This is a genomic window from Tatumella sp. UBA2305, assembly GCF_002345795.1.
GTDB lineage: Bacteria > Pseudomonadota > Gammaproteobacteria > Enterobacterales > Enterobacteriaceae > Tatumella > Tatumella morbirosei.
On sequence record NZ_DDVT01000020.1, the window covers coordinates 169698 to 183035 of the forward strand.

At 50.2% G+C, this 13338-nt stretch carries 13 protein-coding genes and 3 tRNA genes; 13 read left to right on the forward strand and 3 right to left on the reverse strand.

Translation table 11 applies throughout. From position 1 onward, the window contains the following. Positions 1-102: 102 nt before the first annotated feature. From B3Z23_RS13225 to luxS, 6 genes are all read left to right on the forward strand, one after another. Positions 103-179 (forward strand) — tRNA-Arg (locus B3Z23_RS13225). A gap of 49 nt (positions 180-228) precedes the next feature. Beyond that, a tRNA-Arg gene (locus B3Z23_RS13230) sits at positions 229-305 on the forward strand. A 118-nt stretch (positions 306-423) separates the two neighbouring features. Then, a tRNA-Arg gene (locus B3Z23_RS13235) sits at positions 424-500 on the forward strand. Positions 501-765: 265 nt separating this feature from the next. After that, positions 766-1332: a fructose-1-phosphate/6-phosphogluconate phosphatase gene (yqaB, locus tag B3Z23_RS13240; protein WP_294910838.1), complete on the forward strand. Its 567-nt coding sequence runs from the start codon at positions 766-768 to the stop codon at positions 1330-1332. 136 nt (positions 1333-1468) lie between these two features. Further along, complete coding sequence (gene gshA, locus B3Z23_RS13245) at positions 1469-3031, forward strand: glutamate--cysteine ligase (RefSeq protein WP_294910840.1); 1563 nt, start codon at positions 1469-1471, stop codon at positions 3029-3031. 148 nt (positions 3032-3179) lie between these two features. After that, entirely contained in the window at positions 3180-3695 is a 516-nt protein-coding gene (luxS, locus tag B3Z23_RS13250) for an S-ribosylhomocysteine lyase (RefSeq protein ID WP_294910842.1), read from the forward strand. 119 nt (positions 3696-3814) lie between these two features. Here the strand turns inward: luxS and B3Z23_RS13255 are convergent, their stop codons facing one another. Next, positions 3815-5098 carry an HlyC/CorC family transporter gene (locus B3Z23_RS13255; protein ID WP_294910844.1) on the reverse strand — a complete coding sequence of 428 codons (1284 nt, stop codon included), beginning with the start codon at positions 5096-5098 and terminating at the stop codon, positions 3815-3817. Positions 5099-5123: 25 nt separating this feature from the next. Then, positions 5124-5915, reverse strand: a complete 792-nt coding sequence (locus B3Z23_RS13260) for a cytochrome C assembly family protein (protein WP_294910846.1) — start codon at positions 5913-5915, stop codon at positions 5124-5126. A gap of 171 nt (positions 5916-6086) precedes the next feature. Between B3Z23_RS13260 and ffh the strand changes: the two genes are divergently transcribed. The 7 genes from ffh to B3Z23_RS13295 all read left to right on the forward strand — a co-directional run bounded on the left by ffh (position 6087) and on the right by B3Z23_RS13295 (position 12674). Continuing rightward, positions 6087-7448 carry a signal recognition particle protein gene (gene ffh, locus B3Z23_RS13265; protein ID WP_294910848.1) on the forward strand — a complete coding sequence of 454 codons (1362 nt, stop codon included), beginning with the start codon at positions 6087-6089 and terminating at the stop codon, positions 7446-7448. A 144-nt stretch (positions 7449-7592) separates the two neighbouring features. Further along, positions 7593-7841: a 30S ribosomal protein S16 gene (gene rpsP, locus B3Z23_RS13270; RefSeq protein WP_212715242.1), complete on the forward strand. Its 249-nt coding sequence runs from the start codon at positions 7593-7595 to the stop codon at positions 7839-7841. 18 nt (positions 7842-7859) lie between these two features. Beyond that, positions 7860-8414: a ribosome maturation factor RimM gene (gene rimM / locus B3Z23_RS13275; RefSeq protein WP_414716491.1), complete on the forward strand. Its 555-nt coding sequence runs from the start codon at positions 7860-7862 to the stop codon at positions 8412-8414. 35 nt (positions 8415-8449) lie between these two features. Continuing rightward, positions 8450-9214, forward strand: coding sequence for a tRNA (guanosine(37)-N1)-methyltransferase TrmD (trmD, locus tag B3Z23_RS13280; protein ID WP_294911150.1), 765 nt, complete (start codon positions 8450-8452; stop codon positions 9212-9214). Between the two features lie 42 nt (positions 9215-9256). After that, positions 9257-9604 (forward strand): 50S ribosomal protein L19, encoded by a 348-nt coding sequence (gene rplS / locus B3Z23_RS13285; protein WP_038018503.1) that lies wholly within the window; start codon positions 9257-9259, stop codon positions 9602-9604. A gap of 292 nt (positions 9605-9896) precedes the next feature. Further along, positions 9897-11234 (forward strand): APC family permease, encoded by a 1338-nt coding sequence (locus B3Z23_RS13290; RefSeq protein WP_294910855.1) that lies wholly within the window; start codon positions 9897-9899, stop codon positions 11232-11234. Between the two features lie 150 nt (positions 11235-11384). Continuing rightward, complete coding sequence (locus B3Z23_RS13295; protein ID WP_294910857.1) at positions 11385-12674, forward strand: cystathionine gamma-synthase family protein; 1290 nt, start codon at positions 11385-11387, stop codon at positions 12672-12674. A 43-nt stretch (positions 12675-12717) separates the two neighbouring features. Here the strand turns inward: B3Z23_RS13295 and B3Z23_RS13300 are convergent, their stop codons facing one another. Beyond that, a complete protein-coding gene (locus B3Z23_RS13300) occupies positions 12718-13317 on the reverse strand; it encodes a nitroreductase family protein (protein ID WP_294910860.1) in 600 nt (199 codons plus the stop codon). Between the last annotated feature and the right edge of the window lie 21 nt (positions 13318-13338).

Below are 13338 nucleotides of genomic sequence, written 5' to 3' on the forward strand. Positions count from 1 at the left end.
CGAATCCTCCCGGATGCACCATACGTAAACGGCAAATCACGCTTGTTAATCCGTTACTAAGATGTGATGTCAGCACTCTGCATTATACAAGAATTCAGAAATGCATCCGTAGCTCAGCTGGATAGAGTACTCGGCTACGAACCGAGCGGTCGGAGGTTCGAATCCTCCCGGATGCACCATTCTCGTGTAGTTTTCCAGGTTGTACAAATCCATCAATTGTTTTTCGATGCATCCGTAGCTCAGCTGGATAGAGTACCCGGCTACGAACCGGGCGGTCGGAGGTTCGAATCCTCCCGGATGCACCATTTCCTGAAAGCTATATCGTTAACAATCACGGTAACCAGGCGCGGGAAAAGTTTGAATTGCCAGCGACTGGAAGTTGTATTATCCGGTGGTTGGTATTACTGCTCTGATATTTGTACTGCATCCGTAGCTCAGCTGGATAGAGTACCCGGCTACGAACCGGGCGGTCGGAGGTTCGAATCCTCCCGGATGCACCATCACCTGCCTCATAGTCTCACTTCTTTGCGCTTTTCTGTCCGGAGTTAATCTCCGCTCCCGAAACACCCCGTAAATTGTTTATTTTATCTGGCAATCCTCCCCCTGTGTACCCGAATTCTGATCATCCGGCTTAGCTGATTTTTTGCATTGAACATCAGTCCGTTAGCTGTTTATTGTTGTTAGCATTTACGGTTTACTTCGGACGGCGACAATTCACCTGCATTAATATAAAGTAACGACTTATCGGTTTAGTCTGGAGTTACTATGTACGATCATTATGACGGGCTTATTTTTGATATGGATGGCACGCTGGTAAACAGCGAGCCGGCACACCGCCAGGCATGGAAGCAAGTGCTGGAAAAGCACGGCCTGACATTCTCTTTCGAACAAATGGTTGCTCTTAATGGCTCTCCGGGCTGGAAAATCGCCGAACAGATTGTTATAGCTAATCATGCCAGTCTGGACCCCCAGCAACTGGCTGGTGAAAAAGAGCAGCAACTGGACAAATTTTTACTGGCAACGTCGACGTTATTACCATTGATTGAGGTGGCTAAAAGGTATCACGGCAAGCTGCCCATGGCCGTCGGTACCGGCAGCAGTCATAGCATGGCGGAACGTCTGCTGACTCACCTTGGGGTTCGTCATCTGTTTAGCGTCGTGGTGGCTGCGGATGATGTCAGCCAGCATAAACCCGACCCCCAGACTTTTCTGGAATGTGCCAGGCTTATGGGAGTAGAGGCTAACCGCTGCGTAGTTTTTGAAGATGCGGACTTCGGCGTTCGTGCCGCAAAAGCTGCAGGGATGGATGTTGTGGATGTCCGACACCTGTAACCACCTGGATCTGTGGCAACCGTTGCTGCCGCCATAGCGGGGATGGCAATTATTTGGTTTATCGTCCGTTTTGGTTCATTGTTACACTGCAATCGTACAGAACTATAAGACATAATTATCACCGTGGGAGGTGACAGTGATACCTGACGTATCTGAAGCACTAAGCTGGCTGGAAAAGCACCCTGAAGTAGTACAAGGCATTGGTCGTGGCATTGAACGGGAAACATTACGAGTTCAGCCAGACGGACAACTGTCGTTACAGGGGCATCCTGAAACGTTGGGCTCTGCACTGACCCATAACTGGATTATTACCGATTTTGCGGAGTCTTTACTGGAGTTTGTCACTCCGGTAGATCGTGATATTAAGCATTTGCTGGCGTTTCTGCGTGATATTCACCGTTACGTTACCCGTTCACTGGGTGATGAGCGGTTGTGGCCTTTCAGTATGCCATGCATCATTAATGACCCGCAGGATATCACTCTGGCCCAGTATGGCAGCTCGAACATTGGCCGGATGAAAACGGTTTACCGTGAAGGGCTGAAGCATCGCTATGGCTCGCTGATGCAGGTTATTTCGGGGTTACACTACAATTTCTCATTACCCGAGTCGTTCTGGCAGGCCAGGTTGGGCATTGATGCTGTTGCTGAGGCAAAAGATGAAGTTTCTGCCGGCTACCTGCAGCTGATTCGTAACTATTATCGTTTTGGATGGATTATTCCTTACCTGTTTGGCGCTTCACCGGCGATTTGTGAAAGTTTTCTGCCTCAGGGCAAAGGTAGTCTGCCATTAGAAAGTAACGGTAAAGGGACATGGTGGTTGCCGTACGCAACGTCCTTACGTCTCAGCGATCTGGGCTATACCAATAAGTCACAGAGTGCCTTAGGGATCACCTTTAACTCTCTCGAAGGCTATGTTGCCGCCCTGAAAAAAGCCATCAAAACCCCTTCGGAAGAGTATGCTAAACTTGGTGTGACAGACCGCGAAGGCAAACGTATTCAGCTAAACACCAATGTGTTGCAGATTGAAAATGAATTGTATGCGCCAATTCGGCCGAAGAGGGTGATTCGTGCCGGAGAAGCTCCTTCGGCGGCACTGAGCCGTGGTGGAATTGAATATATCGAAGTTCGCTCACTGGATGTCAATCCGTTTACCCCGGTGGGGATAAACGAAGAACAGATCCGTTTTCTGGATATGTTCCTGATCTGGTGTGCACTGGCAGAAGCACCGGAAATGAGTTCTGAGGAATTGCAATGTACCCGGGGTAACTGGAATCGGGTCGTCATGGAAGGACGCAAACCTGGATTGAAACTGAGCGCCGGTTGTGGAGAGCAAATTTATTCACTGAAAGATGCTGGCCAGCAGATGTTTGCAGGTTTGCAACGTATTGCTCAGGTTCTGGATGCGCCTAACGGGGATGATGCCTACCAGCAGGTGTGTCGCAGGTTGTCAGAGTCATTAGATGATCCGGAGAAAACTTATTCGGCTAAGATTTTGCAGGAAATGCAAGAGCAGGGACTGGCAACCGCGGGAACCCAACTGGCAGACAAATATCGCCAGATGCTACTGCAGGAACCGCTGGAAGTCTTGACCGAAGAAGAATTTCGTCGCCAGGCGCAGGAATCTTTTGCTGCGCAGGCCAAAATCGAAGCCGCGGATACACTGAGTTTTGAAGAATATCTGGCAGGCAGGGAAGGCTGAAAAAAGAAAAGGCCACATCACTGTGGCCAAAGTAACATCTCTGTTGTCAGGGATGATGATAACAAATGCGCGTCTTTCATATATTCAGACGCGGGGCTGACGAAAAAGTTTCATTGATCGAAAAAAATTTTTTAAAAGAGGTGACCATATGCCATTGTTGGATAGCTTTACCGTTGATCATACACGCATGGCCGCGCCGGCTGTCCGTGTTGCCAAGACTATGAATACGCCGCATGGCGATACCATCACCGTGTTCGATTTACGTTTCTGTATTCCGAACAAAGAAGTTATGCCTGAGCGCGGTATCCATACCCTGGAACATTTGTTCGCCGGATTTATGCGTAATCACCTGAATGGCCCGGGCGTCGAAATTATTGACATTTCACCGATGGGCTGCCGTACCGGCTTCTATATGAGCCTGATTGGTACTCCGGCAGAGCAGAAAGTGGCTGACTCCTGGAAAGCGGCGATGCAGGATGTGCTGAAAGTGACTGACCAGCGTAAAATTCCTGAACTGAACGAGTTCCAGTGTGGGACTTACCAGATGCACTCACTGGAAGAAGCACAGGATATCGCTCGTCACATTATCGAGAATGATGTCCGTGTGAACCACAACGAAGAGCTGGCGTTGCCGCCAGAAACCCTGAAAGAACTGCATATCTAGTTTTGCAGTCCGCCCGCCGGTTTACCGGCTCAGGCAAAAGAAAGGCGTCATGCATTGCATGACGCCTTTCTTATTATCAGCGAAAAATCCTGCCCGGGAAGTAGTTTCTTGCTGGCAGCTTACCCCAGCGAATGCTGTAGCGTGGTGTGCGGAGTAATCCGGGTTTGCTTCACCATATTGTCCTGCACGTCGAGGATCTCGATGGCATAGTGACCAATCTGTACCTTACGGTTAACTTCGGGGATCTCTTCGAGAACCTCGAGGATCATACCGTTAATGGTTCTGCCACCATCTTCCGGCAGGTCCCAGTTAAAGACTTTATTAATTTCTCTGACGTTAGCGCTGCCATCAACCAATACCGAACCGTCATTCTGCGGTAAGACTTCTTCCGCAAGAGTAGGCGACATGGAGGTAGTGAAATCCCCGACGATTTCTTCCAGGATATCTTCGATGGTCACCAGCCCCTTAATATCACCATATTCATCAACTACCAGACCTGCTTTCTTTTTATTACGCTGAAATTTCACCAGTTGGGTGTTCAGTGCCGTCCCTTGGGGTATGAAATAAATTTCATCTGCTGCGCGTAACAGGTTTTCCTTAGTGAACTCTTTCTTCTCAGTCATCATCCGCCAGGCTTCACGAACCCTGAGCATACCTACCGCATCATCCAGGGTATCGCGAAACAGTACGATACGGCCATGCGGTGAGTGTGTCAGCTGGCGGATGACCGATTTCCAGTCATCATTGACATTAATCCCGACGATTTCATTGCGTGGCACCATAATGTGATCGACAGTGACTTTTTCCAGATCGAGTATCGACAGCAACATGTCCTGATTACGGCGTGACATCAAAGTCCGTGACTCATAGACAATAGTCCGTAATTCTTCCTTACTGAGTGCTGAACTGGCAGAACCATTAGTCTTAATTCCCACCATCCGCATCAGCAGCCGGGTAATGGAATTTAGCAGCCAGACCACCGGCATCATAATGACCTGCAGCGGAGCCAGTAAAAAACTGCTCGGATAGGCCACTTTTTCCGGGTAGAGCGCTGCGATGGTTTTAGGCAGAACTTCTGCAAATACCAACACCACAAATGTCAGGATCCCTGTCGCGATAGCGACACCTGCGTTACCGTATAAACGAATACCGACAATAGTCGCGACGGAAGAGGCTAAAATATTGACCAGGTTATTGCCAATCAGCACCAGACTTAACAGCCGGTCAGGTCTGGATAGCAGTTTCTCCACCCGTTTGGCGGCGCGGTTACCGTTTTTAGCGTTATGGCGAAGTTTATAACGGTTTAGTGTCATTATCCCGGTTTCTGAACCCGCAAACCAGGCAGAGATCAGTACCATAACGACCAGGGTAATGATGAGCGATGTGGTTGAAACATGTTCCAACGCGAACTTCCTTTATTTATATAGATTAATGGGTTAGCAGGTGTTGTAAAATACGGCTGCCAAAATAGGCCATGGTCAGGAGGACTGCTCCACTGCAGTTGAACCAGACAACACGGCGTCCACGCCAGCCTTCATGATAATGTCCCCACAGCAGCACGATATACACAAACCATGCGAGAAGGGAAAGTACTGCTTTATCGACATTCTCCGCAGAGAACAGGTCACGCATATAAAACAGCCCGCTGCATAGCACCAGTGTCAGCAGTACGACACCAACCTGAGTGATGTGGAACATCTTGCGCTCTATCACCATGAGTGGCGGCATATCATGACTGAACGCCAGTCTCTTATTTTTGAGCTGATAATCAATCCAGGCCAGCTGTAATGCATACAATGCAGCGATGATCAGGGTGGCGTAGGAGAATAATGCGAGGCCAATATGAATCATAATCCCTGGGGTGGTTTCCAGGTGAGTCAGGAAAGCATTGGGCACGAAGGTGGCAAATGCCAGGTTAATCAGTGCAAATCCGTACACAAAAGGCAACAGCAGCCATCCCCGGTTACGGGAAGCAACAATCGTCATTACCGCACAAATCATCAGGCTGACCAACGAGCCAGTATTTAGCAAACTAAAATTCTGTTCTGAGTTCAGAATAAAAATCCGTTGCTCAATCGCGACACCGTGGGTAATCAACGCAACAATCGCTGAAAGCATAGCCATACGCCGCCAGCCATTTCCCCGGGTTAACAGACTGGGGATGATCAGGGCAAGACTCAGTGAATAGGCAAATAGCGCCACAATCGCAAAAACTGACATATAAGGGTATCGTGTTAGTCATCATTGAGAGTTCAGACAGGCAGTATAGCGTCAGCAACGACTCGCGCCAAACGATCTCACGGTCAATTGCAGAGATCGGCTGCGCTTCATGTTATACTCCCCGAAAAATGTCGCCCGGGCGGCTTCGCAAAATTTTCAGAGTGAAAGGTAATGTTTGATAATTTAACCGATCGTTTGTCGCAAACACTGCGCAATATCAGCGGCCGCGGAAGGCTGACAGAAGACAATATTAAAGACACTCTGCGTGAAGTACGCATGGCGTTACTGGAAGCGGACGTCGCGCTACCCGTGGTCCGTGATTTTATCGCACGGGTTAAAGAGAGTGCGGTGGGTCAGGACGTTAATAAAAGTCTGACTCCGGGCCAGGAATTTATCAAAATTGTTCGCGACCAGTTGATCGCGGCAATGGGTGCTGAGAATAATACTCTGAATCTTGCAGCCCAACCCCCGGCAGTGGTACTGATGGCCGGTCTGCAAGGGGCCGGTAAAACCACCAGTGTCGGAAAGTTAGGCAAGTTTCTTAAAGAAAAGCAGAAGAAAAAGGTGCTGGTTGTCTCTGCTGACGTGTATCGCCCGGCGGCGATCAAACAGCTGGAGACCCTGGCAGACCAGGTAGGAATTGATTTCTGCCCGTCGGACGTCACCCAAAAACCCGTTGATATCGTTAAACATGCGCTAAGCGAAGCACGCCTGAAATTCTATGATGTGCTGCTGGTCGATACCGCAGGTCGTCTGCATGTGGATGAAGCGATGATGGACGAGATCAAGCTGGTCCATGCGGCGATTAACCCGGTAGAAACGTTATTCGTGGTGGATGCCATGACCGGTCAGGATGCGGCCAATACGGCGAAAGCATTTAACGAAGCCTTGCCACTGACCGGGGTTATCCTGACGAAAGTGGATGGTGATGCCCGGGGTGGTGCAGCACTGTCTATTCGTCATATCACCGGTAAACCTATCAAGTTTATGGGGATGGGTGAAAAAACCGATGCCCTGGAAGCCTTTTATCCGGACCGTATAGCTTCGCGTATCCTCGGCATGGGGGATATGTTATCGCTGATTGAAGATATCGAAAGCAAAGTTGACCGTGACCAGGCTGAAAAGCTGGCGAAAAAGCTGAAAACCGGTGATGGCTTTGATCTGAACGATTTTCTGGCACAGCTTAAGCAAATGCGCAATATGGGCGGAATGGCCAGCCTGATGGGTAAATTGCCGGGAATGGGTCAGTTACCCGACAACGTGAAATCACAGATGGACGATAAAGTGCTGGTCCGGATGGAAGCTATTATCAATTCCATGACCCGTAAAGAGCGTGAAAAACCGGAAATTATTAAGGGGTCACGTAAGCGCCGTATCGCGATGGGCTGTGGTTTGCAGGTTCAGGATGTCAACCGTCTGCTGAAGCAGTTTGATGATATGCAGCGGATGATGAAGAAAATGAAGAAGGGCGGCATGGCCAAGATGATGCGTGGCATGAAAGGCATGATGCCGCCAGGATTTCCCGGCCGTTAAGCCGGAAAACTAAAAGCCCGGAAGCTAATTTACTTAACAGGTTGCTTTTTACGCCCAAACGAGTAAAATTTTCGGGCTTTTTATATTGCACCCGGCCCCCGCCCTCGATGGGGTCCGGGTGTTTTATTAACTAAAGAGGATGTTATGGTAACAATTCGTTTGGCACGTCACGGCGCTAAAAAGCGTCCGTTCTATCAGGTTGTCGTTACTGACAGCCGTAATGCGCGTAATGGTCGTTTCATTGAGCGCGTTGGCTTCTTCAACCCGGTGGCTTCTGGTCAGGCTGAAGCACTGCGTCTGGATCTGGACCGCATTGAACATTGGGTTGGCTTAGGTGCCACCGTTTCTGACCGCGTTCACGCGCTGGTTAAAGAAGCAAAAAAAGCAGCTTAATCTGTCACGGTGGCGAACATGAGCATAACCAGAAAAACTACCGCACAACCTCCGATGAATTCGCTGGTATTAGGAAAAATGGGAGCGGCCTACGGTATTCGCGGTTGGCTCAAGGTGTTTTCATCCACTGAAGATGCTGAGCGTATCTTTGATTACCAACCCTGGTTTATTCAGCGTGCCGGTCAATGGCAGCAGATTGAACTGGAGGGCTGGAAAAATCATAATCAGGACATGATTATCAAAGTCAAAGGCATTGATGATCGTGATGCAGCGGCACAGTTAACCAATTGCGAAATACTGGTTGATTCGACGCAACTGCCGACACTGGAAGAAGGCGATTACTACTGGAAGGACCTGATAGGTTGTCAGGTAGTTAACGTCGATGGTTACGGGATGGGAAAAGTCATTGATATGATGGAAACCGGCTCGAACGATGTTCTGGTGGTGAAGGCCAACCTGAAAGATGCATTTGGCGCGAAAGAACGGCTAATACCCTTTCTTTATGAACAGGTTATCAGAAAAGTCGATCTCGCTACTGGCACAATTGAAGTAGACTGGGATCCTGGTTTTTGATCTCCGGACTTAACGGTAACCCAACGGCGAACGCGATGTGGATTGGTGTGATTAGCCTGTTTCCAGAGATGTTTCGTGCGATTACCGATTACGGGGTAACTGGCCGGGCTGTGAAAAATGGTCTGCTCAGCATTCAGTGCTGGAGTCCAAGAGACTTCACACACGACAGGCATCGTACTGTCGACGATCGTCCCTACGGGGGTGGACCGGGGATGCTGATGATGGTGCAGCCTTTACGGGATGCAATCCACGCAGCCAAGGCAGCGGCAGGTGAGGGCGCTAAGGTAATTTACCTGTCACCTCAGGGACGCAAACTGGACCAACAGGGTGTTTGCGAATTAGCGGCAGACCGGAAGTTAATTCTGGTGTGCGGACGCTACGAAGGTATTGATGAGCGGGTAATCGACGCCGAAATTGATGAAGAATGGTCAATCGGTGATTATGTGCTCAGTGGCGGGGAACTGCCAGCAATGACGATGATTGACTCGGTGGCCCGGTTTATCCCGGGAGTCCTCGGGAAACAAGCATCGGCTGATGAAGATTCGTTTTCTGATGGATTGCTGGATTGTCCGCATTATACCCGGCCTGAAGTGTTAGAGGGTGTGGAAGTACCGCCGGTTTTACTGTCGGGTAACCATGCCGAAATTCGCCGCTGGCGTCTGAAGCAGTCGTTGGGCCGCACCTGGCTTAGAAGACCTGAACTTCTGGAAAACCTGGCTCTGACTGAAGAGCAAGCTAAATTGCTGCGTGAGTTTCGTGATGAAAATCAGCAGCAGCAACATGATGATGCGGAAGAATAGTCTTCCCTATATATCAGTTTACCCAGGATAAGAGATTTAATTATGAGCAACATTATCAAGCAACTTGAACAAGAACAGATGAAACAGGATGTACCTTCATTCCGTCCGGGTGATACCGTGGAAGTGAAAGTATGGGTCGTTGAAGGTTCTAAAAAACGTCTGCAGGCATTTGAGGGCGTGGTTATCGCAATCCGTAACCGCGGTCTGCACTCTGCATTCACTGTTCGTAAAATTTCTAACGGCGAAGGTGTTGAGCGTGTATTCCAGACTCACTCACCTGTAGTTGACAGCATTGCTGTTAAACGTCGTGGTGCTGTACGTCAGGCCAAACTGTACTACCTGCGTGAGCGTACTGGTAAGGCTGCTCGTATCAGAGAGCGTCTTAACTAAGGTATCGCTAACGCGACATCTGAAAGTTAATAGAGAACAAGGGGTTGGCCAGTGGCCAGCCCCTTTTTTTGTGCCAACAAAAAAACATGTCCTATGGACCTGGTTATCGCCCGGTTTTTGGCACAGCACATCCCGTTCTGTTTTTTCTGATTCTCAACCTTAGTTATCACATTATTTCCGTTGTAACCGGCGAAAGCCGGTAAAGTTTTAGTTATTACTGTGTCATTATCTGTCAGCTAACGAAATAAACATTCCAGCCGCTGATGGCTGCACACCGACACAGAGAGAAAGAATGAATCAGCTAAAACGCACCCTTCGCCTGCGGGATATGGCGGTGATGGGGCTACTGTTTATTGGTCCGGCAGCACCGGTAGGGTTATACGGCACGCTGGAAGTCAGCAGCCAGGGGGTAACGCCGCTGGTATATCTGATCGCCACTCTGGTGATGGCATTTACCGCATGGTCCTATTCGGTCATGTCTTCAGAAATTCCCAATGCCGGCGCGGTCTACGCCTATGCATCCCGGGGCTTATCGCCGGCCGCCGGATTTATCGCAGGCTGGGTCATTTTGCTCGACTACCTGTTTATACCGGCAGTCGCCTATTTGTTCAGCGGAATTTCACTGAATGCACTGTTTCCTGTATTGCCAGTCTGGTTCTGGACTTTGCTGGCGGTGGCAGTCACTACCGGACTCAATGTGATAGGCCTGCAACGCGCGCGAAAAGTTTCCCTGCTGGTTGTCAGTGCTGAAGTCGCCGTGCTGTTGATGATTCTTGCGGGCGGCGCGTGGGTAGTGTGGCATAAAGGGAGTTCTGTTCCACTGATGCAGCCAATAACTGGTGCTCAGGGAGTTCATATCGATCTGCTGTTGTCATCAGTCTCCGTGGCATTACTGTCATTCCTGGGCTTTGATGCCATCTCTTCGTTTAGTGAAGAGAATCATGGCGATCGCAGGCAAACTGGACGTGCGACGTTGATTTGCCTGTTCCTTGCCGGCGCTCTGTTTATCGCTCAGACATGGCTGGCCTCATTGCTCAGCCCGTGGAGCAGCCACTGGTTGACTGAGCATCCGGATATGCAGGGCAAAGCTTACTACAGCATAGTAAGCCAGTCGGTTGCTGACTGGCTGGGTGATTTACTGGCCATCGTCAAGGCGTTCGGTGCCGCCTTCTCGGCCATGATTGGTCAGGCAGCAGCAGGAAGGTTGCTGTTTAGTCTCTCCCGGGACCGGATCTTGCCGCCAGCGTTAAGCAGGGTGAGTGAGTCTAACGGGCTTCCGGTGATCAGTATTCTGCTGGCCGCGGGAGTGAATAGCTTGCTGGCGGTCATTGCGGCTCTGGTTCCGGAGGGATTGTCACATCTGGTTTCATTTGTCGATGTCGGGGCGATTTGCGGATTTGTTTTTCTGCACCTGTCGGTCACCGGCTGGATGCTGGTAAAACAAAAAAAACGTGGGCTACGCAATACCCTGCTGTACGGGGTGTTACCAGTGGCCGGTCTGTTAATGCTGTTACCGGTGTTGTTCAGTATGCACGCTTTTGCTCTGGGTATTGCTGCGGTGTGGCTGGTGATCGGACTGTTTATCTATGGGTTCCGACGGGGTCATCAACAGTTGTTCCGGGTACTATGATTTTAGAGTGCTGACTTCAGTGCGGAGAATGTGCCCGGGCTGAACTATAAGGCGGTCTGTGAATACTCCCTGGAACAGGTCAGAGACCTGCCCGGGAATGATATCCGAATCCCCGTCATCTTACGGGGCAGTGAACAAAAGGAACGGTGAATGAGTGATGGTAAAAGTCTGAAAACCCGTCAGGGAGAACATCTGTTGCACCCTGAAACATTAATGACCAGTTACGGCTATGACCCACTACTCTCCGAAGGGGCTGTAAAACCTCCGGTGTTTCTGACCTCAACGTTTATCTTCAGGACAGCGGAAGAGGGGCAGGCATTCTTTAATGTCGCCAGCGGGCGGCAGTCAGCGCCTGAAGGGACCCGGGAAGGGCTGGTTTACTCCAGATTTAACCATCCAAACAGTGAAATCGTCGAAGATCGTCTGGCGCTGTATGAAGGGGCTGAGCGCTGCGCGCTGTTTTCTTCCGGGATGTCGGCGATCAGCTCGGTTTTGTTGACACTTTGCCAGCCCGGTGATGTCGTACTGAAAACCCAGCCGTTATACGGAGGGACCGAAACGTTGTTTAACAAAACGCTGGCCCGCCTGGGTATCAGCAGTCAGCCACTGAGTGATGCGCTGGATTATTCGTCAATGCTGGCGACCGCTAAACAGGCGGCCGGTACCGGCAGAATTACCGCTATTTTCGCCGAAACACCGGCGAATCCGACCAACTCCCTGGCGGATATCCGGTTACTGGCCAGACTCGCCGATGACCTGCATCAGATACAAGGTTTTCGTCCCCCGGTTATTTGCGACAATACCCTGCTGGGGCCGGTGTTTCAGCGCCCACTGGCGCTGGGAGCTGATATCAGCGTTTATTCTCTGACAAAATATGTTGGCGGGCATTCGGACCTGGTCGCCGGTGCCGCGATGGGTAACCGGGAACTGATGGCCAGGGTAAGGCAGATGCGTAGTGCCATCGGTACCCAGCTTGACCCACATTCCTGCTGGATGCTGGGTCGTTCTCTGGAGACTCTGTCGTTGCGGATGGAGAAGGCGAATAATAATGCACAGCAGGTGGCGGAATTTTTACACCAACACCCTAAAATTACTGCGGTACATTATTTGCCGTTTAATGATCCTGCAACACCTGCTGGCAGGTTGTACCGGGAGCAATGCACTGGCGCAGGATCGACTTTTTCTTTTGATGTCGGCCAGTCGCAGGCAGACGCCTTTCGTTTTCTGAACCAGCTGAAGATATTCCGCCAGGCGGTCAGTCTGGGGGGCACTGAATCTCTGGTCAGCCATCCGGCAACCACCACTCATTCAGGTGTTGCCCGCGAAACCCGGGAAGCCTTTGCGATACTCGAAACTACGGTGAGGGTATCTATAGGGATTGAACATCCGGCCGATCTGATTGCCGATTTACAGCAGGCTCTGGACGTTTTAGACGACTAAAATTACAGGCCGGTGATGATACCGGCCTGCAAATCAGTGTAACTTAGCGGGCGATGATAAAACGTTCACTGTCAGCGATATAGGTTTTTTCGCCGGCAGGTGCCTGGACAGAACCGAAGTTCAGTTGAGCACGCAGTTTCCAGGAAGCAGGAACATTCCAGGTGTTACGTACGTCTTCATCGACCAGCGGATTATAGTGCTGCAGGTTTGCCCCAATCCCTTGTTCAGCCAGTGCCAGCCATACGGCGTATTGTGCAATACCAGTACTGTGTTCTGACCAGATCGGGAAGTTATCGGCATAGGCTGCAAATTTCTGCTGCAATCCGGTTACCACATCCTGGTCTTCAAAAAATAGCACCGAGCCGGCAGCGGCTGCGAAGCTGTTAATTTTTTTATCTGTGGCTTCAAAAGCTTCCGCCGGGACATGTTTTCTTAACTGCTCTTTGGTCAGGGACCAGAACGTTTTATGCTGATCACCGAGCAAAATCAAAGCCCGGGAGCTTTGTGAGTTAAACGCGGAAGGGGCGTTTTTAATCGCTGTCTGAATCAGTGAGATGACCTCGTCATCGGTCAGCGGCAAATCAGGGCCCAACGCATAAATAGTTCTGCGTTTAGCCGACAGTTCATTAAAACCTTGTGACATAGTGTCTCCTTAACTTTGGGA

What these genes read in the sequence shown, in the direction of transcription:
- yqaB (WP_294910838.1), top strand. Translation starts at nt 766, where the DNA reads ATGTACGATCATTATGACGGGCTTATTTTTGATATGGATGGCACGCTG.
- luxS (WP_294910842.1), top strand. Translation starts at nt 3,180, where the DNA reads ATGCCATTGTTGGATAGCTTTACCGTTGATCATACACGCATGGCCGCG.
- B3Z23_RS13260 (WP_294910846.1), bottom strand. Translation starts at nt 5,915, where the DNA reads ATGTCAGTTTTTGCGATTGTGGCGCTATTTGCCTATTCACTGAGTCTT.
- ffh (WP_294910848.1), top strand. Translation starts at nt 6,087, where the DNA reads ATGTTTGATAATTTAACCGATCGTTTGTCGCAAACACTGCGCAATATC.
- rpsP (WP_212715242.1), top strand. Translation starts at nt 7,593, where the DNA reads ATGGTAACAATTCGTTTGGCACGTCACGGCGCTAAAAAGCGTCCGTTC.
- rimM (WP_414716491.1), top strand. Translation starts at nt 7,860, where the DNA reads ATGAGCATAACCAGAAAAACTACCGCACAACCTCCGATGAATTCGCTG.
- trmD (WP_294911150.1), top strand. Translation starts at nt 8,450, where the DNA reads ATGTGGATTGGTGTGATTAGCCTGTTTCCAGAGATGTTTCGTGCGATT.
- rplS (WP_038018503.1), top strand. Translation starts at nt 9,257, where the DNA reads ATGAGCAACATTATCAAGCAACTTGAACAAGAACAGATGAAACAGGAT.
- B3Z23_RS13290 (WP_294910855.1), top strand. Translation starts at nt 9,897, where the DNA reads ATGAATCAGCTAAAACGCACCCTTCGCCTGCGGGATATGGCGGTGATG.
- B3Z23_RS13295 (WP_294910857.1), top strand. Translation starts at nt 11,385, where the DNA reads ATGAGTGATGGTAAAAGTCTGAAAACCCGTCAGGGAGAACATCTGTTG.
- B3Z23_RS13300 (WP_294910860.1), bottom strand. Translation starts at nt 13,317, where the DNA reads ATGTCACAAGGTTTTAATGAACTGTCGGCTAAACGCAGAACTATTTAT.